General features: G+C 67.1%; 16 protein-coding genes. 9 read left to right on the top strand and 7 right to left on the bottom strand.

Translation table 11 applies throughout. The annotated features are described in order from the left end of the window. Positions 1-128: 128 nt before the first annotated feature. Entirely contained in the window at positions 129-953 is an 825-nt protein-coding gene (locus LO55_RS08140; protein ID WP_071361094.1) for an AraC family transcriptional regulator, read from the top strand. Positions 954-1042: 89 nt separating this feature from the next. Here the strand turns inward: LO55_RS08140 and LO55_RS08135 are convergent, their stop codons facing one another. The 4 genes from LO55_RS08135 to LO55_RS08120 all read right to left on the bottom strand — a co-directional run bounded on the left by LO55_RS08135 (position 1043) and on the right by LO55_RS08120 (position 5662). Beyond that, complete coding sequence (locus LO55_RS08135) at positions 1043-2203, bottom strand: MFS transporter (protein WP_071361093.1); 1161 nt, start codon at positions 2201-2203, stop codon at positions 1043-1045. A 564-nt stretch (positions 2204-2767) separates the two neighbouring features. Further along, complete coding sequence (locus tag LO55_RS08130; RefSeq protein ID WP_071361092.1) at positions 2768-3793, bottom strand: alpha/beta hydrolase; 1026 nt, start codon at positions 3791-3793, stop codon at positions 2768-2770. Between the two features lie 212 nt (positions 3794-4005). Continuing rightward, complete coding sequence (locus LO55_RS08125) at positions 4006-4431, bottom strand: organic hydroperoxide resistance protein (protein ID WP_071361091.1); 426 nt, start codon at positions 4429-4431, stop codon at positions 4006-4008. Between the two features lie 220 nt (positions 4432-4651). Further along, positions 4652-5662 carry a LacI family DNA-binding transcriptional regulator gene (locus LO55_RS08120; protein WP_229410097.1) on the bottom strand — a complete coding sequence of 337 codons (1011 nt, stop codon included), beginning with the start codon at positions 5660-5662 and terminating at the stop codon, positions 4652-4654. A gap of 287 nt (positions 5663-5949) precedes the next feature. Between LO55_RS08120 and LO55_RS08115 the strand changes: the two genes are divergently transcribed. The 6 genes from LO55_RS08115 to LO55_RS08090 all read left to right on the top strand — a co-directional run bounded on the left by LO55_RS08115 (position 5950) and on the right by LO55_RS08090 (position 13747). After that, entirely contained in the window at positions 5950-8373 is a 2424-nt protein-coding gene (locus LO55_RS08115) for a TonB-dependent receptor (RefSeq protein WP_071361089.1), read from the top strand. 87 nt (positions 8374-8460) lie between these two features. Next, positions 8461-9813: a GH1 family beta-glucosidase gene (locus tag LO55_RS08110; protein ID WP_071361088.1), complete on the top strand. Its 1353-nt coding sequence runs from the start codon at positions 8461-8463 to the stop codon at positions 9811-9813. A gap of 32 nt (positions 9814-9845) precedes the next feature. Beyond that, positions 9846-10868, top strand: a complete 1023-nt coding sequence (locus tag LO55_RS08105; RefSeq protein ID WP_071361087.1) for a glucokinase — start codon at positions 9846-9848, stop codon at positions 10866-10868. Continuing rightward, positions 10861-12201, top strand: a complete 1341-nt coding sequence (locus LO55_RS08100) for an MFS transporter (protein WP_005664510.1) — start codon at positions 10861-10863, stop codon at positions 12199-12201. The genes LO55_RS08105 and LO55_RS08100 overlap by 8 nt, the downstream gene beginning before the upstream one ends. Continuing rightward, complete coding sequence (locus LO55_RS08095; RefSeq protein ID WP_218145974.1) at positions 12198-12767, top strand: heme-degrading domain-containing protein; 570 nt, start codon at positions 12198-12200, stop codon at positions 12765-12767. Before LO55_RS08100 ends, LO55_RS08095 begins: the two co-directional genes overlap by 4 nt. Beyond that, positions 12764-13747 carry a Gfo/Idh/MocA family protein gene (locus tag LO55_RS08090; protein WP_071361086.1) on the top strand — a complete coding sequence of 328 codons (984 nt, stop codon included), beginning with the start codon at positions 12764-12766 and terminating at the stop codon, positions 13745-13747. The genes LO55_RS08095 and LO55_RS08090 overlap by 4 nt, the downstream gene beginning before the upstream one ends. Here LO55_RS08090 and LO55_RS08085 read toward each other — a convergent pair. The 3 genes from LO55_RS08085 to LO55_RS08075 all read right to left on the bottom strand — a co-directional run bounded on the left by LO55_RS08085 (position 13732) and on the right by LO55_RS08075 (position 18151). Beyond that, the gene (locus LO55_RS08085) at positions 13732-15735 is read right to left on the bottom strand and encodes an ATP-binding response regulator (RefSeq protein ID WP_071361085.1); all 2004 of its coding nucleotides are present in this window, start codon (positions 15733-15735) and stop codon (positions 13732-13734) included. The genes LO55_RS08090 and LO55_RS08085 overlap by 16 nt on opposite strands. A gap of 89 nt (positions 15736-15824) precedes the next feature. Continuing rightward, complete coding sequence (locus LO55_RS08080; RefSeq protein ID WP_071361084.1) at positions 15825-16973, bottom strand: serine hydrolase domain-containing protein; 1149 nt, start codon at positions 16971-16973, stop codon at positions 15825-15827. 83 nt (positions 16974-17056) lie between these two features. Beyond that, a complete protein-coding gene (locus LO55_RS08075) occupies positions 17057-18151 on the bottom strand; it encodes a porin (RefSeq protein ID WP_071361083.1) in 1095 nt (364 codons plus the stop codon). 176 nt (positions 18152-18327) lie between these two features. Here LO55_RS08075 and LO55_RS08070 point away from each other — a divergent pair, with 176 nt between their 5' ends. Both LO55_RS08070 and LO55_RS08065 read left to right on the top strand, forming a co-directional pair. Continuing rightward, positions 18328-18924, top strand: a complete 597-nt coding sequence (locus tag LO55_RS08070) for a hypothetical protein (RefSeq protein WP_071361082.1) — start codon at positions 18328-18330, stop codon at positions 18922-18924. 152 nt (positions 18925-19076) lie between these two features. Then, positions 19077-19958 (top strand): universal stress protein, encoded by an 882-nt coding sequence (locus tag LO55_RS08065; RefSeq protein WP_071361081.1) that lies wholly within the window; start codon positions 19077-19079, stop codon positions 19956-19958. The last annotated feature ends 57 nt before the right edge of the window (positions 19959-20015 follow it).

The following is a 20015-nucleotide window of genomic DNA, read 5'->3' as shown; positions in this document are numbered from 1 at the left end:
GTGGGGGAAAAAGATAGGAAGGCGATTGCCGACAAGCGTTGTATTCTCGCTTGAATTCTCACCAATTTCCACGCGGAAACCCGTCTTATCGTCCAGAATAGCTGTCACTCAGTCGAAATTGAATGGTTATGGATAAGTTGTCATCGCTGGTCGGTCGTCAATCCTTCAACGCCCGTATTTTCTACAACGGCACATTTTGCGACGGCAATCGTTTCCTGGCAGACGGCATGTCGGGCCAGCTACACCTGGTTCGCTCCGGAACGGTGGACTTCGTGCATGACGACGGCGGCACCCTCTGCATCACGGAGCCAAGCCTGCTGTTTTATCCCCGCGGCGATAACCACACACTGCAGGTGCGCCCCGGCCATTCCGCCAACCTGCTGTGCGCACACATCACGTTCCAGGATGGGTTGCACAACCCGCTGACGCGCGTGCTGCCATCCTGTCTCGTCATTCCCCTTTCGGAAATCGATGGGCTGCGCGGCACCCTGGACCTTCTGTTCGACGAAGCGGGCAAGGATGGTCCTGGTTCGGACATGATCGTGGATCGCCTGTGCGATGTGCTCATGATCCAGGTCATCCGTCGCGAATTCGACAGCGGCAGGCTGTCGGTGGGCTTGCTGGCCGGGCTGTCCGACCGCCAGTTGTCGCTGGCGCTGGCCGTCATCCACGAGCGCCCGCATGAACCATGGAGCCTGCAGTCGCTGGCCCAGGTGGCCTGCATGTCGCGCGCCGCGTTCACCGAGCGCTTCCGCGACGTGATGGGCGTCCCGCCTGGCGAGTACCTGACACGCTGGCGCATCGGCGTCGGCACACGTCTGCTGCGCGAAGGCATGCCGGTCAAACAGGTCAGCAGCCGCACGGGTTATACCAGTCCATCCACGTTCACGCGCGCCTTCACGACGATGATGGGCGCCTCGCCGCGCGAGTGGCTCAAGCAGGTCACCGGCTGATCCGGACACCACCAACGACAACGCAGACGGCCCTTGCGGACGCGTCTGCGTTGTGACTTCCCAGGCGGCCACCGAGGCCGCCATCGATCTTATTTCAGCAGGCGGGTGCGGCACGCCACCATGGCGATCACCAGGGACAGGCCGCCGACGTAGGCGATGGCTGCCTGCATGCCGATGAAGTGGGCGACGGCGCCGATTGCCGGCGGGCCCATCAGGCTACCGCTGTAGGCCATGCTCGCCACCGCCGCCAGGGCAGCCGGGCCTTGCGCGCCGGCGGCGCTGAACACGAACGGGAACACCAGGGCCAGGCCGACGCCGGCGATCGCGAAACCGCCCAGGGCGACATAGGCGTTCGGCGCCAGCACCGCGAAGAACAGGCCCGCTGCGGCGACCAGCGCGCCCAGGGTCACCAGGCGCTTGGCGCCGTAGCGTTCCTTCATCTTGTCGCCGACCATGCGCGACATCAGCATCATCACCGAGAACGACGACAGTGCCAGCGGCGCCAGGCCGTCCGATGCACCGAAGTGTTCTTTCAGGAACAGGCCGCTCCAGTCGGCGATGCTGCCTTCGGCCATCGAACCGAAGAAGCCCAGCAGACCCAGCAGGACCAGCGGACCGCGCGGCAGCGCGAACTTCTTCTTCTCGACCTTGACGCCGGCTTCATCCGCCTCCAGCAGGTTGACGGCGAGCCACAGCACCACGGCCAGCGGACCGGCGAGCATCAGGAAGTGGGTGGCCGGCGCAATCTTCATGCTGGCCATCAGGCTGCCCAGGGTGGCGCCGACCAGACCGCCGGCGCAGGCGAGGCCGTGCAGGCGCGACATTTCCGACTTGCCGCTCTCTTTTTCGCGGCGGGCGGCGGCCGAGTTCATGGCGACGTCGAAGGTGCTGGCCGTGATGCCCAGCATCAGGACCGCCATCATCAGGCGCGACACGTCCGGCGCCATGCCGATCGAGACCAGCACGCACAGCAGGGCCAGGCCCGAGATCATGAGGGTCTTGCGCGCGCCGAAACGGCCCATCAGGAAGGACGAGATCGGGTACGAGATCACGGCGCCGAGGCCGCCGCACAGCAGCACCATCGACAGCGCCGCATGAGAGACGTTGACGCCGGCGGCCAGGGCCGGGATGCGGCCGGCCCACGAGCCCATGATCACGCCGAACAGGGCGAACACGACCGGCAGCGAGAACAGCTGGGCTTGTACGAGTACGGAAGAAGAACGACGTGGAACAGAAACGGTAGTTTGCATGGAAGCCGCGAATTGTTAAATTTCTTGAGATGTAAAGTAATTGCCTGAGTGCTTTTTACAGCCCGGACGCGTCTGAAATATTTACGTCAGGAAGCTGATGGACGGCAATTCTAAACACCTTTTTTCGCTTTGGTTTTCCGTGCGGAAAAATATTTCGCGTCGTTGTATTGCGCCGACGCAAAGATGACAACTTACTTGCTGGACATATACGAAAAGCTGGTAATTCAGCATGGTTGACGCATGAAGAAGTAAGGATTTAGCGTCAGATGTAACCATTTATTGCTGAGCCCGACGACGCTCCACAGATGGAGCCGAATTGCTGCAATGCAGCAGTTTCATTCCAAAATGGCTTGTTTTCGTGCGCCGGGACGTGTTGACGCAGCCAGGGCAAGCGCCATCGTGACCAGTCTCCCGTTCGTGATTTCCCATCACGTTTATTCGGCCAGACCAGCCGCCCGGGCATCTCTGCAATTGTTAAATCCATTTGCGCCGACGACACCGATTGCATGATGGCGCATAAAAAAAGGGCCGCCCTCGGGCGGCCCAGACAGCAAGCAGCAAGTGTTACTTGGCCAGGTGCTTCTTCAGTTCGGCGCCGGCTTGCAGCACTTGCGAACGCACGCCCGGCACGGTGGCCAGCGGATTGAGCAGGCCGAAGTCGTGGATCATGCCGTTGTAGCGGGTGACGGTCACGTCGACGCCGGCCTGGTCCAGCTTGCGGCCATAGGCTTCGCCTTCGTCACGCAGCACATCGTTCTCGGCGGTCTGGATCAGCGCCGGCGGCAAGCCCTTCAGTTGCGGCAGGGTGGCTTGCAGCGGCGAGGCATAGACTTCCTTGCGCTTGGCCGCGTCCTTCGTATAGCTGTCCCAGAACCACTTCATCATATTGCGAGTCAAGAAGTGCCCTTCTGCAAACTGCTTGTACGAACCGGTCTCGAAGTTGGCGTCGGTCACCGGCCACATCAGCACCTGATAGCGCAGTGTCGGTCCGCCCTTGTCCTTGGCCATCAGGGTCAGCGCGGCCGACATATTGCCGCCGACGCTATTGCCCGCCACCGCCAGGCGGCTGCCGTCGATATCCAGTTCCTTGCCATGTTCGGCCACCCACTTGGTCGCGGCATAGATTTCGTTGAGCGCCACACCGTAGCCGGCTTCCGGCGAGCGGGTATAGTCGACGAATACCGCCACCGCGCCGGAACTTTCGACCACGTCGCGTACCAGGCGTTCGTGGGTCGGATAGTCGCCCAGCACCCAGCCGCCGCCGTGGATGAACATGAAGGCGGGAAGCACACCCTTGACGCCGGCCGGACGCACGATCTTCAGCTTGATCTGCTTGCCGTCGACGGTGATCACCTTGTCCGAAACCTCGGCCGCCGGCAGGTTCACCTTGACGCTCTTCTGCGCGCCTTCCAGCACCTTGCGGGCGTCCGCTGGCGACAGCTGCTCGATCGGCTTGCCGCCGCCGGAGTTGAGCGCGGTCAGGAATTCGGCGGTACGGCGCTCCACGGTGGGGGCGATGTCGGCGGCCGCTGCGGCGCCGTAAGCGAGGGTCAGGGATGCCGCGACAAGGGCTTTGCTCAGGGTGTTCATGGTGCTTCCTTTCTTGTTTGGGTTCTGGATTGGCGGGGGGCCATCTGCCACATTAGCAGCGCGCCGCGCGCCTTCATTGCATAAACGGATCATTCGGTGGCGGTAGCGGCCAGTGAAAATATTCACGATTAAATCGCACGCTACTTATTTATTTCGGCTATTTGCATACGACAGGTTTCCGTATCCCCCGGTTGCCCGGGGGAAGCGCCGCATCACACCAGTTGCAGGGTCACGTCGATATTGCCGCGGGTAGCGTTCGAGTACGGGCAGACGATATGGGCGCGGTCGACCAGGGTTTGTGCCTCATCGGCCGGCACGCCCGGCAGGCTGATCTTGAGGACGACTTCGATGCCGAAGCCGGTCGGGATCGGACCGATGCCGACGCTGCCCTCCACCGACACGTCCGGGGAGATTTTCAGCTTGTCGCGGGCAGCGACGAATTTCATGGCGCCCAGGAAGCAGGCCGAGTAGCCGGCCGCGAACAGCTGTTCCGGGTTGGTGCCTTCCAGGCCGGCGCCGCCCAGTTCTTTCGGGGTGGTCAGTTTCACGTCCAGCACGCCATCCGAGGAAACGGCGCGGCCTTCGCGGCCACCCGAGGCTTTGGCGCGTGCACGGTAGAGAACTTTGTCGATTGCCATGATGAGACTCCTTGTCGTAGTCGGCGGCCTTGCCGCCCGATTTCATTAAATCGCTATTTAGTAGCGCGCTATATAAATGGTTTGCTGCCTTGGCCCGCCGACCCGTTTGATTGTCCGTTCGGCGCTGCCATGAAAAGCATATTACATAGCTCGCGATTTAATTGCAAACGATTTATTTTAGCAATGTGTTACCAGATGTAACAGCAAGCCTGCGCGGGGCTCATAGCAGTCTGACGGATTCCCTCACGATCAGGCTCAGCTGCGGCACCTCGCCCTCCGGCTGCTCGTGCGCCAGCATCGCCAGCATGCGGCGCCCGATGCCGATCCCGGCGTCATACAGCGGCTGGCGCACCGTGGTCAGGGGAGGCGTCGTATACATCGAGCTTTCCAGGTCGTCGAAGCCGACCAGCGAGATGTCTTCCGGCACCCGGATATTGCGCCGGTAGAGCGCCAGCCGCGCCCCATACGCCGTCAGGTCGTTGGCCGCGAAGATCGCGGTGAAGCGCAGGTTGGCGGCCAGCAGCCCGTTCAGCGCCAGCAAGCCGCCGGATTCGCTGAAGTCGCCCGCTACCACCAGCCGCGGATCGGCCTCGATCCGGTGCTTGGCCAGGGTGTCGTGGTAGCCGGCCAGGCGCGCCCGCGCGTCGCGATGGTCGTCCGGGCCGGCGATGTGGGCGATGCGGCGGTGGCCTTGGGCGATCAGGTATTCCACCGCCTCGCAGGCGCCGCGGTAGTTATCCAGGCAAAAGCCGTGGGTGCGCGCGCCCTGGACGTCGCGCCCGAAGGCGACGATCGGCACCCGCTTCGAGAAGTCGAGGATCTGCTGGTCGCTCATGTTCCCGGTCAGGATGGCCACGCCGTCGACGCGGCGTCCGATCAGGAGCTCGACCCGCTCGGCTTCTTCGTCGGCATGCCAGTGCCCGCTCATGATCAGGAGCGCATAGCCGGCCGCCTTGACCGCATCCTCGATGCCGACCATGGCGCGGTTGAAGTAGCCGCTCTCGAGCGACTGGGTCAGCACGCCGATGGTGCGGGTGCTGCCGATCTTGAGGCTTTGCGCCAGGCGGTTCGGCTTGTAGTTCAGTTCATCGATGACGCGCTCGATGGTGCGCCGCTTGTCTTCGGACACCTTGGCGGTGCCGTTCAGGAAGCGCGAGACCGTGGCGGGAGAGACGCCGGCAGCGCTGGCGACCTGGTACAGGGTGCTGGTGCTGCTCTCGACGTTTTTCATGAAGCGTTCCGGACTCATCCAAGACAGATTGTTGCTTGAAGTATATCACCGATACTCACCCGCAAAGCATGGAAAGCGCGTCGCCATGAAAATCTTTCATAGGATGGCCGTCGTTGAGATACAACAAACGCAGTAAGCATGTTCAAAAATTCTAATTGACATTTTTTTACGGACGAAATTACTATGAAACCGTTTTCAAGATTGATGAAATCGATTTCTCATCGATCCACGTGTTAGCGCTCTCAGCGCTCCTGATGTACCCATAAAACAATATTCGGAGACAAGCAATGACCATGACTACGCCCGCGGGGGCCGCAGTGCGCACCTCGTCGTCCACCCCCATCCGCCTCGCCATCCTGACCCTGCTCGCCGGCATCGGCAGCGCCCAGGCCCAGAGCGCGTCCGACCCGGCTTCGGCTGCCGCCGCCACACCGCCCGCCGTCGTCGACAACGGCCAGATCGCCGAGGTGAAGGTCACCGCCACCAAGCGTTCGACCTCGCTGCAGCGCACCCCGATCGCGGTCACCGCGCTCAGCGCCGCCACCCTGCAGGACAACCACGTGCAGACCATGCTCGACGTGGTGGCGCTGGTGCCGGGCTTCCAGGCCACGGCCCAGGGCGACCACGGCGTGACCACCATGACCCTGCGCGGCATCGGCAACGACAGCGCCAAGACCGAATACGCCGACCCCGAAGTCGCGTCCTTCGTCGACAACGTCTATTCGCCGCGCGCCGAAGGCGCCACCGCCCTGATGTTCGACGTCGAGGGCATCGAGGTGCTGCGCGGCCCGCAGGGCACGCTGTGGGGCCGCAACTCCACCGTCGGCGCGGTCAACATCCAGACCGTCAAGCCGGAACTGAACAGCCGCTCCGGCTACCTCGAGGGCGGCATCGGCGACTACAACCGCCTGGGCGTGCGCGGCGCGGTCAACATCCCAATCGCCGACAATGCCGCGCTGCGCTTCGCCGTGGTGCACGAGCGCCACGACGGCTACGTCGACTACCAGCGCTTCAAGAATCCGTCGGTCGAGTCGCAGCGCGCCGCCTACCTGGCGTCCGGCGCCGATCCGGCCGCTTTCCGACCGATCGACCCGAACCTCTTCGTCTCGGGCGGCGACAAGTACAGCGCCCAGGACCAGAGCGCCGCGCGCCTGTCGCTGCTGTGGCAACTGGCGCCCAACGTGCGCTGGGACATCGCCTATGAAAAATTCATCGACCGCGGCACCCCGAGCGCGAACCTGATGCAGGTGCCGCGCGCCGGCGAGAAGCACTGGTCGACCCTGTCCGACAGCGCCCCGTGGATCAATCGCGACAGCCACAACGTGCGCAGCCGCCTGAGCTGGGACATCAGCCCCGACATCGCGCTGCAGTACGTGGCCGGCTGGTCCAAGTACAGCGGCGACATGCGCTTCGACCAGGATGGCGGCACCGTGGTCCCGACCTCGATCACCACCGGCGGCATCTTCCAGGAACACACCACGGTCGACTCCAACTACAAGAGCCACAGCCACGAGCTGCTGCTGCAGTCGACCGGCACGCGCACGGTCGACTGGCAGGTCGGTGCCTATTATGGCAACGAGAAGAACGACATCCGCTTCGACATCGCCGGCATGAAAGGCACCCCGGACGGCGCCGTGAACTGGCAGGGTTCCTTCATCCAGCCGAAGCAGACCGTGGACACCACGGCGGTATTCGGCCAGGCTACATGGAACATCACCGATGCCTGGCACCTGACCGGCGGCGTGCGCTACACCCGCGACGACCGCGAGCACATCGGCGGGCGCGGCTACACCTGGGGTTATGACCCGGCCGCGCCGCAACTGCCGCTCAACCCGCACATCGACCCGCGCGACCCGGCCACCGGCTATGTCGCCGGCGTGCCGAACGACGGCAAGTACAAGGACAACAAGGCCACCGGCCTGGTGCGCCTGAACTACGACATCGACCGCAACAATATGGTCTATGCCAGCGTGTCGACCGGCTACAAGTCGGGCGGCGTGCAGGATCGCGGCCTGCCCTACCAGCCCGAGACGCTGACCAACTACGAGATCGGCTCGAAGAGCACCTTCCTGGACGGCGCGCTACGCATCAATAACGCGCTGTTCTACATGGACTTCAAGGACTTCCAGTTCAACTCGCCGGTCAGCTTCCCGGACGGCAGCCGTGGCCTGGCCATCGAGAACGCCGACGGCGCCGAAGTATACGGCCTGGAAACCGAGATCGCGGCCCGCGTCGCCAGGGATGGCCGCCTGTCGATCGCGCTGGCCGTGCTCGACACCAAGCTCGGTCACCTGATCGCCGGCTCGAACGACTACTCGCTGCCGACCTGCACGGTCGACCCGAGCATCTCGAACTGCCTCGACGTCACCGGCCACAAGCTGCCGCACGCGCCGAAATTCTCGGCCACGGTCCAGTACCAGCACACCTTCCACCTGGCCAATGGCGGCACCATCGTGCCGCGCATCACGGCGCGCTACGAGGACGAGGTGCGCCTGAGCGTGTTCGACCTCGGACCGGAAGACCGCCAGAAGGCCTACGCCAGCGCCGACGTCGGCCTGCGCTACCAGCAGGACAAATGGTGGGTCGACGCTTTCGTGCGCAACGTGAGCGACAAGAAGATCAAGACCAGCGCCTTCAACGGCTTCGGCCCATGGCTGGCGCAGTACAAACCGCCGCGCACCGTCGGCATCAACACCGGCTTCGATTTCTAAGCCGCAGCACGGCAGGCCCGTTTCCCCGGGCCTGCTTTTTGTTTTCCAGCGCTTCGCCCCCGCGCTTTGCATCGATCAGAGAATTCCATGACCAAGAGCCCCGACTTCGACTTCAACAACGACTTCCCATCCGACTTCACCTGGGGCGTGGCCACCAGTTCCTTCCAGATCGAAGGCGCGCACGACGTCGACGGCAAGGGCCCGTCGATCTGGGACACCTTCTGCAAGAACAAGGCGAACATCAAGGATGGCAGCGACGGCGCCGTCGCCTGCGACCACTACCACCGCTACCGCGAGGACGTCGACATCATGGCCTCGCTGGGCGTGGACGCCTACCGCTTCTCGCTGGCCTGGGCCCGCGTCCAGCCGGATGGCAAGGGCGCCTGGAACGAAGCCGGCTTCGGCTTCTACGACCGCCTGCTCGACGCGCTGGCGGAAAAGAACATCCGCCCGCACGCCACCCTCTATCACTGGGACCTGCCGCAAGGCTTGCAGGACGATGGCGGCTGGCTGAACCGCGACACCGCGCACCGCTTCGCCGACTATGCGCATGAGGTGGCGCGCCGCTTCGGCAACCGCATCGAGGCGATCGCCACCCACAACGAACCGTGGTGCACGGCCAACCTCGGCTACGGCAACGCCCAGTTCGCGCCGGGCGTGGTCGACCTGAAGCAGTCGATCCAGGTCTCGCACCACCTGCTGCTGTCGCACGGCCTGGCCATGCGCGCCATGCGCGAGGTGCGCGGCGCGGCGCAGCTGGGCATCGTGCTGAACCAGTGGACCGCCGATGCCGCCACCGGTTCCGAGGCCGATCGCGCGATGGCCGAATTCGAGTACGCGCGCTCGGTGCAGTGGTTCATGGACCCGATCTTCAAGGGCCGCTATCCCGAACTCGCCCTGCGCGGCCATGGCGCCAACGCGCCGCAGGTGCGCGACGGCGATTTCGACATCATCCGGCAGAAGATCGACTTCCTCGGCTCGAACTATTATTTCCGCAGCTGGTGCAGCGCCGCCAACCCGCCGCTGCCGCCGCCGGCTCGCCACGGCGTCACCGACATGGGCTGGGAGATCTTCCCGGAAGGCCTGCCCGAACTGCTGATCAAGCTGAAAGCCGAGTACCCCGACCTGCCGCCGGTGTACATTACCGAGAACGGCATGGCCAATCCCGACGTGGTCGAGAACGGCCGTGTCCACGATCCGGCACGCATCGCCTACGTGCGCAGCCACCTGGCCGCGCTCAAGGAGGCGATGGATGCCGGCGTCGACGTGCGCGGCTACTTCCTCTGGAGCCTGCTCGACAACTTCGAGTGGAATTCGGGCTACGCCAAGCGCTTCGGCATCGTGCACGTGGATTATGCGACCCAGCAGCGCACCCTGAAGGACAGCGCGCTGTGGTATCGCGAATTCATCGCAGCCCGCGACAACCGCATCAAGACTTGATCGCCACAAAAAAAGAGCGACAAGGAGGAGACATGCTGACGACTACCCACCCCGACGGCCCGCGCCTGCTGGCCGACATCGGCGGCACCAACGCGCGCTTCGCCCTGGAGCCGGCGCCGGGCGCGATCCAGGCCGTGCAGACGCTGGCCTGCGCCGACCACGCCCGCTTCGAAGACGCGGCGCGCTTCTACCTGGCCGGCGCCGGCGCGAAGGTGCGCCATGCGGTGATCGCGATCGCCAATCCGGTGGACGGCGACGCCATCCGCATGACGAACCACCACTGGGCGTTCTCGATCGAGGCTGCGCGCCGTGCGCTGGGCCTGGAGACGCTGCTGGTGGTGAACGATTTCACGGCGCTGGCGATGTCGCTGCCGGCTCTGCAGCCGGACGACCTGGCCCAGGTCGGCGGCGGCGCTCCCTTGGCCGGCGCCGCCATCGGCCTGGTCGGCGCCGGCACCGGCCTCGGCGTCTCGGGGCTGGTCCCGAGCGGCGAGCGCTGGATTCCCCTCCATAGCGAAGGCGGCCACGTGGCCTTCTCGCCGCTCGACGAGCGCGAGGTGACCGTGTTGCGCCACGCCTGGCAGCGCTACGACCACGTCTCGGCCGAGCGCTTCGTCTCCGGCCCCGGCCTGGTGCTGATCCGCGAGGCGCTGGCCATGAGCCGCGGCATGGCGTCCGATAAGGACTTGTCGCCGTCCGACATCGTGACGCGCGGCCTGTCCGGCGGCGACGCCCTGTCGCTCGAAGCGATCGACTGCTTCTGCGGCATGCTGGGCACGGTGGCCGCCAACCTGGCGGTGACCCTCGGCGCGCGCGGCGGCATCTATATCGGCGGCGGCGTCGTGCCGCGCCTGGGCGCCTATTTCGTCGCCTCGCCGTTCCGCCCGCGCTTCGAGCGCAAGGGCCGCTTCAGCGAGTTCACGGCGCGCATCCCCACCTGGCTGATCACGGCCCCCTATCCGGCCCTGCAGGGCGCATCGGCGATCCTCGCGGACCACCTGGCCCGGACCCATGCGACAGCGCCGCGTACGAGCACGGAGGCCGCCCATGCGTAAGATCGCCTCGCCGCTCTTGTGGGTGCCGACCGGCTACTTCACGATGGCGCTCGGCTACGTGATGCTCACCAGCGTCACCGCCATCATGTTCAAGAACCTGGGCATGGACAACGGCCGCGCCGCCCAGTATTCGAGCCTGCTGATCCTGGCGTATACGGTCAAGCCGCTATTCGCGCCGTTCGTGGAGATGTACCGCACCAAGAAATTCTTCGTGCTGTGCGCGCAGGTGGCGATCGGCGCCGGCTTCGCCGGGGTGGCGCTGCTGATGGAACTGCCCGGCTACATGACCTTTTTGATGGCGATCTTCTTCGCCCTGTCGTTCATCGGCGCGACGCAGGACATCGCCAGCGACGGCGTCTACGTCACCTCGCTCGACGCCCGCGCGCAATCGCTGTACTGCGGCATCCAGAGCCTGTCCTGGAACATCGGCCCGATCGTGGCCGCCGGCGGCATGGTGTATCTCTCCGGCTACCTGCACACGCACGTCTTCGGCCACGATCCCGCCGTGTTCGGGCCGGACTGGATCGACGCCTGGCGCATCATCTTCCTGCTGGTCGGCGGCCTGACCCTGTTGATGGCGCTATGGCACTGGCGCACCATGCCGCAAGGCGCGCGCGCGGCCGACACGCCGTCCTCGGTGAAAGACGCCGGCCGCATCCTGCTCGACGCCTTCGTCACTCTGTTCCAGAAGCGCGGCGTGTGGCGCATGATCGCCTTCGCTTTCCTGTTCCGCTTCAGCGTGGGCCTGCTGGAAAAGATCGGTCCCTTCTTCATGGTCGATCCTGCCTCGAAGGGCGGCCTGGGCCTGTCGAACGAGATGCTGGGCCTGATCTACGGCACCTACGGCCTGGCCGCGGTGCTGGTCGGCTCGCTGCTCGGCGGCCTGTACGTCGCCAAACGCGGCCTGAAGGCGACGCTGTTCGTGCTGTGCTGCGCGATCAACATCCCGAACGTGGCCTTCCTGGTGCTGGCGCTCACCATGCCATCGAGCCTGGTCCTGATCACGCTCGGCGTCGCGATCGAAAAATTCTTCTTCGGCTTCGGCGCCGTCGGCTTCATGATCTACCTGATGCAGCAGCTCGCGCCGGGCAAGTACACCACCACCCACTATGCCTTCGGCACCGGCCTGATGGGCCTGTGCGGCATGGTCACCGGCGTGATCAGCGGCCACCTGCAGGAGATGATGGGTTACGTCGGCTACTTCGTGCTGGTGATGGTCGCCACCATCCCCTCGTTCCTGGCCACCTGGTTCGCGCCGTTTTATCACGACGACGGCAGCCAGCCGAAGCCGGAGCCGGACCTCGATGCCGAGGGCAAGACGGTGCCGGCATGAAGCGCCATGTCCAGCTTGCTTCCTGCCTGCTGCTGTCCGCGGCCGCGGCCGCGGCGCAGCAACTTCCACAGCCATCCGCCATGCACGCCATTTCCACTATCTCGCTCGACGCCCTGCTGCAGGAAGAACGACAGCTCCAGTTCGACCGCTTCGACCGGGACACCGCCGCCGCCCTCGGGGCGGCGCTGGTGGCACGGGCGAAGCGCGCCGGCCGCCCGGTGACGCTTGAAATCAGGCAGGGCGACGAGGTCCTGTTCGCGCAGGCGATGCCGGGCGCCTCGCCCGACCACGCCGACTGGATCCGGCGCAAGAACAACCTGGTCAGGCGCACCGGCCACAGCTCCTTCTACACCCACCACGAGGTGCGCCAGGCCGGCGGCGACCACGACGCGCTGCCCGGCCTGGACATGCGCGACTACGCGGCCCACGGCGGCGCCTATCCGATCGTCGTGCGCGGCCGCGGCGCGGTCGGCACGGTCACGGTCTCGGGCCTGCCCGGCGCGGACGACCACGCGCTGGTGGTGGCGGCGTTGAAGGACCATCTGAAGATCGGAGAATCGCCATGACCCGCATCGTCCGCTGGGGCATCCTCGGCACCGGGCGCATCGCCCGCGATTTCGCGCAAGGCCTGCGCGCCACGCCCGACGCCGTGCTGGCCGGGGTCGGCTCGCGCAGCAGCGAAGGCGCACAGGGGTTCGCCGCGCGGTTCGACGTACCGCGTGCGTTCGCTTCCTATGAGGCGCTGGTCGATTGTCCCGATGTCGACATCGTCTATATCGCCACCCCGCACCCGATGCACGCCGCCAACGCCCTGCTCGCCCTGCGCGCCGGCAAGGCGGTGCTGTGCGAGAAGCCGTTCGCGATGAACCGGCGCGAGGCGGGCGAAATCGTGGCGCTGGCGCGGGCGAAGAACCTGTTCCTGATGGAGGCGATGTGGACCCGCTTCATGCCGGCCCTGGCCGAAGTGCGGCGCGTCATTGCCTCGGGCGAGATCGGCACGGTGACCCAGCTGCACGCCGACTTCGGCTTCTCGGCCACGCTGGATGCCAGCCACCGCGTCAACGACCCGGCGCTGGGCGGCGGCGCCCTGCTCGACCTGGGCATCTATCCGCTGTCGATCGCCTGCGCCCTGCTGGGCCGGGTCGAGACGGTGCAGGCCCAGGCCATCATGGGCGAGACCGGCGTCGACCTCACCACCGCCTTCACCATGCGCCATGCCGGCGGCACGCTGTCGGTCTGCAGCTGCTCGCTGCGGGCGCATGCGCCGGGCGAGCTGGTGGTGTCCGGCACGCGCGGCAGCGTGCGCATGCACCGCATGTTCCACATGGCCGAACGCGTCACGGTTGCGCTGCAGGACGGCTCCACGCGCACGGTGGACACGCCGTGGCTCGGCAACGGCTACACGCACGAGGCGATCGAGGCCGGCCGCTGCCTGCGCGAAGGCCTGCTCGAACATCCTGCGATGACCCACGACGACACGCTGGCGATCATGGGCCTGCTCGACACGATCCGCAGGCAGATCGGCCTGCGCTATCCGAGCGACTGAGCCTCGGTCAGCAGCGCGTCCAGCTGCTGCATATTGGCCGGCTTGACCAGGTAATGATCGAAGCCGGCGTCCAGCGCGGCCTGGCGGTCGGCCTCGCTGCCGTAGCCGGTCAGCGCGATCAGGAGCGGCGTGCGCGCTCCCAGGCCGGCGCGGATGCGGCGTGCCAGTTCGCGGCCGTCCATGTCGGGCAGGCCGATGTCCAGGATGCAGGCGTCCGGCGGCTGATCGAGCGCGCGCCGCAGCGCCGGCGCCGGGGCATGCTCGACCGCCACCCGGTAGCCTTCCGCCTGCAGCAGCAGCGCCAGCGAGGCGGCCGCATCGACGTTGTCGTCCACCACCAGCACATTGGCCGCCTGGCCGTGCGCAGGCGCCTGGGGTCGCGGCGCATCGTCCTGGGCGGCCGGCACAGCCTCGTCCAGGCGCGGCAAGGTCACGGTGAAGGTGCTGCCGTGGCCGGGCCCGGCGCTGTCGGCGCTCACCGCGCCGCCATGCAGCCCGACCAGGTTCTTGACCAGCGCCAGCCCGAGGCCCAGGCCGCCCTGGGCCCGGTCCGGCGTGCGCTCGGCCTGGGTGAACAGGCCGAACACGTCGGGCAGCAGTTCGGGCGCGATGCCGATGCCGTCGTCGCGCACCGCCAGCACCGCCTCGCCGCCCCGGGTGCGCACCGCCACCAGCACGCTGCCTTCGTCCGGCGTGTACTTGGCGGCGTTGTTGACCAGGTTGGCGATGACCTGGATCAGGCGCTTGGCGTCGCCCTCGACCAGCACCCGCGTACCCGGCAGCTCGGTGCGCAGGCGATGGCGCTTCATGTCCAGCAGCGGCTGCACCTGCTCCACGGCGGCGCCGACCAGCTGGCGCAGGTCGACCCGCTCGCGCTTGAGTTCGATCATGCCGCGCGTGACGCGCGACACGTCGAGCAGGTCGTCGACCAGGTGCACCATGTGGTCCACCTGGCGCGTGATGATCTCGCTGGTGCGCCGGACCGCGCCCGGGTCGCTCGCATACACGCCCTTGAGCAGGCCCGCCGCGGTGCTGATCGGCGCCAGCGGGTTGCGCAGCTCGTGCGCCAGCATGGCCAGGAACTCGTTCTTGCGCTCGTCCGCCACGCGCAGCGCCTGCAGCGCCTCGTTGCGCTCGCGTTCGGCCATGCCGCGGATCAGGTCCTGGCGATGCAGCTGGTAGGCGAAGCGCCACACCACGGCGATCAGGATCACCAGCAGGCCCCACACGAACAGCCAGATCGTGGTGGTCAGGTCGAGACCGGGATTGGCCGCGCGCACCGCCGCGGTGGCGACCATGCCCAGCACGATCGGCGCCAGCACCAGCGGCGCCATCAGCTGGCGCAGGGTGCGGCTGCTGGACGTGGGGCTGGCCAGCGCCACCACCATGCCCTGGTCCGGATGCAGCGCCAGCGTGGCGACGGAGGCCAGCATGAAGGCCAGCGCGGTGCGCAGCGAGGTGCCGCGTCCCGGCAGCAGCTGGTACAGGGAGGTGTCTTCGGCGGCGAAGCCGGCCAGGGTCAGCAACGAGAACAGCAGCACGCTGGCGGCCAGCGCCTGGCCGATGCCGACGGTGCGGCGCGCGCACGACAGCGCCATGCCGGCGCCGAGCACGACGAACAGGCCGGCCGTCAGCAGCGCCGGCAGGCTCCAGGCGGTGGATGCCTGGCCCAGGCCCAGCGACAGCGGCGCCGGCGCCCAGCCGGACAGGCGCATCGCCGCGTTGCCGGCGCCGATCGCCAGGACCAGCAGCGCCGGGACGCGGCCGGCGCGGGCAACGGCGCGCACCGGATGCAGCTGCAGCAACAGGCAGGCAGAGGCGCACAGGAACCCGACCGCGGTAAGCGGATACATCTGCGGCGCACCGGCGCCGGCGCCGATCAATGCCGGCGAATGCAGGCCCCAGCCAACCAGCGCAGTGAGGGCCAGCAGCATGCAGGCGATGGCGGCGCCGGCCGCGATCGCAAGCCGGGTCGGGAATGTGTTCATGAACGGACGGGTCGGTGAGCTATTTTCGCCCATCGTACCAGTCGCGGCTTTTCAGGCGGGCACGGATGCCCGCCGGCACGCCGGGGCCGTCAGGGCAGGGACGCGCCGTACCAGCCGTATTCCCAGCGCCACGGCATGTCGTTCTCGCCCAACGCCAGGCGCGCAATCTCGGGGAAGATGCGCTCGGCGCGCACGTCGTTGGACAGCATCACCAGGCAGCGCCGGCGCGCCTCGAGGCAGATCGCCATATTGCCGGTGCTGTCGTTGTGCCCGCCCTTGAACCATCCGGTGCCGCTGCGGTCCTGGAATGTGACCACCCCCAGCCCGGCCGCCAGCCCCGCTACCTGCGGCCCGGGCCGCGACACCAGGGTCGGGAACTGGCCGGCGCTCAGGATCGGCAGCTGCGGGCGCACCATCTCGGCGCGCATCCGGGGGCTCAGCGCGTCGCCGCGCGCGAGCGCCGCCCACATGCGCGCCTGGTCGGCGATCGTGGTGTCCATCGAACCGGCGGCGGTGACGGCGCTGCGCTGGTCGTGCGGCTCCATCTTGCCCTCCAGGGTGTAGCCGTCGGCCAGGTTGGCCGCGAAGTCGGGCCGCCAGCGCATGGCGGTATTGGGCATGCCGAGGCGGTCGAACACGCGCACCTGCATCTCGCGGCCGGCATCGAGCCCGAGGCCCTGCTCGACGATCAGCTGCAGGATGTACATGCCTTCGGCCGAATAGGCGTAGCGCGCGCCGGGGTCGAAGTGAAAGCGCAGCTTTTCGTCCGGCTCCAGCCAGCGGAAGTTGGCGAAGCCGCCGGCGTGCGTGAGCAGGATGCGCGGCGTGAGCCGGCGCCAGCGTTCATCCAGCGCCAGGTCGCTGAAATCCCGGCGCTCGCCCAGGCGGTACTCGGGCAGGGGCCTGGGCAGCAGCTGCGTGAGCGGGGCATCGAGATCGAGCCGGCCTTCGCTGGCCAGCTGCAGCAGCATGTAGGCGAAGGCGGTCTTGGTCAGCGAGGCGCCGTACATCACCGTGTCGGGCTGCAGCGGCAGGTCGCGCTCCAGGTTGCGCTTGCCGTAGGCCGCCACCTTGACCACCCGGCCCTCGTCGATCAGCGCCAGCGCCAGCCCCACCACCTTCTGGCGCGCCATCAGGGCCTCGATGTCGCGGTCCGTGAAGCCCGGGTCGGGCCCGCGCGGCGCGCCCGAACAGCTGACCAGGAACAGCGACACGACTGCCATCCACAGCGCTTTCATCGGCTTCTCCTCGGTTGAATTCCCGTATGGGCGGCGGGACCACCAAGTGTAGCGCCAGTATCGATGCCGGACAATCGCCCGGATCAGAAGGCGTGGCGCAGGCCGAGCGCGGCGCCCGTCAAGTTGGCGCCGGGGGCCGTGTCCAGGCTGTTGATCGCGAAGTCGTAGACGCCGTTCGCCTCGTTGTCGAGGTGGGTGACGTAGGCATACACCGCGCTGCGTTTCGACAGCGTGTATTCGTAGCCGAGCGTGACGTGGGTGGCGCCGGTGCGTGCGCCGCCACGGACGAAGCCGACCCGGTTGCCGCCGGCGCCCTTGCCGTCGCCGGCATGCGCCAGCCCGAGACGCACGCCATGCGCGCCGAGTTGATGGGTGACCGAGACATACCAGGCATTGCGATCCAGGCCGCCGGCGGCCGTCTCGTATGCGAGGCGTTCGGCCAGCAGCGCCACCCGGGTGTCGCCGAAGCGGCGCGCCACGGCCAGCTTGGTGCCGCTGTCGCGCAATCCCGGCCCCTGGTATTCATGATGCCGCTCGTGGGCCAGCGTCGCATACCACGATCCCTGTTCATAGACCACGGCGGCCGAGGTCAGGGATGGCCTGGCGCCGCTGGCCGGACGCTCCTCCGCCAGGCCGTGGGTCAGGCGCAGGCCGACACCTTTCCAGGGCCGGCTCCAGTAATGGATGGAGTTGGCCTGGCGCCGGTCGAAGGAAGACAGGTTGTTCACGTTGTCGACCGCCGCCCCGGCGCCGTTGCCGATGATGCTCATATAGCCGGCGGTGGTCGGGTAGAACGGATCGAGGCTCGACGTCGCGCCGTTGTAGGCGGTGACCCAGTGACCGGCGAACAGCGTGCCGAAGCCGCCATCGAGGCCGATCCGGGTATCGCGGCGCGCGAGTTCACCCGCGCCGGTGTCGAGCGAGAGCGTGCCCTCGACCTGGAAGATGGCGCTGACCCCGGCGCCCAGGTCTTCGCTGCCGCGAAAACCCAGCACCGAGCGGTTGTTCGAGACCCGCTGCTGACTCAGGCGCGGGCCGTCGGCGGTGGCGGACGCCTTCACGTATTCGGCCGCCGCGTTCAGGCGGCCGTACAGCTGGACCTGGGTCTGGGCCTGGCCATGTGCGGCGGCGGCGCATGCCGCCAGCGCCAGCGCACTGCGGCGCAAGTATTTACTCATCGAGATTCTCCTTGCGGGAATTGTCGGCCACGGGACCCGTCCCGGCCTATCCCCAATCGAGGGGAGTCCCATCCACCCATTCGTGTTGGTTTTACGTGGCTTTACATTTCCCGCCCTGCGCCGCGCGGCCCGCCCGGCCGTTAATCATGGACGACAACCCGCAACAGGAAACGACCATGGTCAACAGCATCGGCGGCGCCAGCGCCGCACAGGCGGCTTATTCCGCTACTCCGGCCACCCCGAAAACCACCACCGGGCAGGCGGATGCCGCCACCACCCCTGGCGCCGCCGAAGCCGAGGAAACCGCGCCGGCGCCGGCGCAGAGCGCCGAATCGGCGGCCTCGGCGCGCCTGGGCGAGCAGCTGAACGCCCAGGCCGACGCCTCGCGCGTGCAGCGCGCCGTGGACGAATCCACGACTGTGGCCGACACCGGCGAAGCGACCGAAGAAGCGGGCGCCGCCACCGCCACCGCCCAGGCGCCGGCCGCTGCGCCTGCCGGCGGCGCAGGAGGCGCGGGAGGCGCGGGAGGCGCGGGAGGCGCCGGCGGCGCCGGCGCGGCATCCTCGGAAACCACCGACGCCGACTATATCGCCGAAGCCGACACCAATTCGGACAAGACGGTCAGCGACGAGGAACGCGCCGCCTACGAGGCCAGGCTGCGCAAGGAGAACGAGATGCAGAACGCGGAGCAGGCCGGAATGCGCCAGGCCGAGGTGCGCGCCGCGTATGGACAGGTTGAAGCCGCTGCCCCGGCGCTCGAGGTCACCGCATGACGCCGGGCTCCGGGTCGACGATGCGCGAAAATGCTGCACTGCACCCGGAGTTATCCGAAGTAAATTCGAAATAACTGAAGAAACGCGTTGTAGTCAGGTCATCAACTACGGTAGAGTGTCGCCTTCCGAAAAGACTTTCCATGAGGCGGCGCATGCCAGACCGTAGCCCGACTACGCCCCGCGGATTGTTGCTTGCGACGGACCTGAGCGCCCGCTGCGACCGGCCCCTGGAACGCGCCAAGCAGCTGGCCGACGAATTTTCACTACCGCTGGTGGTCCTGACGGTGCACGACGCGCCCCAGGCGCCCGGCGAAGTGCTCCAATGGCAGGGCGGCGACGCCGGACGCGAACACCAGGAACGCGCGGCGCGCGCCGAGTTCGCGCGCGAGTTCGCCGGCTCGCCCCTGCAGGTCACCCAGCGTTTCGCCACCGGCCCGGCCGCCGCCGCCATCCTCGACGGCGCGGCCACCCTGCCCGGCGCCATCGTGGTCGCCGGCGCCTCGCAGCACGACAGCCTGGGCGACCTGCTGCTCGGCTCCACCGTCGAGAAACTGGCGCGCGCCCTGGCGCAGCCACTGCTGGTGGTGCGCCAGCGCGTGCGCGGCCCCTACCGCCGCATCATGGTCGCGACCGACTTCACGCCGGCCGCGAAGCTGGCGCTGGAAACGGCGGCCAGCCTGTTCCCGCAGCGCCGGCTCACCGTGTTCCATGCGCATGACGCCGAAGCGCTGGCGCCCGACACGCGCCCGCATGCGGAGCTGATCCGCTTCCTGGACGGCTGCGCGCTGCCGCCCGGCGTCCGTGAGCTGGTCGACCCGGTGATCGGCGAAGGCGAACCGGCCTCGCAGCTTGCGCGCCATGTAGTGGATAATAGTATTGATCTGGTCGTGCTCGGCCTGCATGAAGAATCGGCGCTGATGCGCCTCCTGACCGGTAGCCGCAGTGAATACCTGCTGCAGGCAGTCGTGTGCGACACGCTGCTCGTGCGTCCCCCTGTGCGCCCTGGAGAATATGATGAGAATGAAGAAACCTGAAACCGCCCTGCGCCTCTGCGCGCGCCGCTACATGTCGCACTGCCCCGAAGGATGATG

It is taken from the genome of Massilia timonae, assembly GCF_001866515.1.
GTDB lineage: Bacteria > Pseudomonadota > Gammaproteobacteria > Burkholderiales > Burkholderiaceae_D > Telluria > Telluria timonae.
The sequence above is the reverse complement of the archived record's forward strand: the minus strand, read 5'-3'. Positions and strand labels throughout refer to the sequence as shown.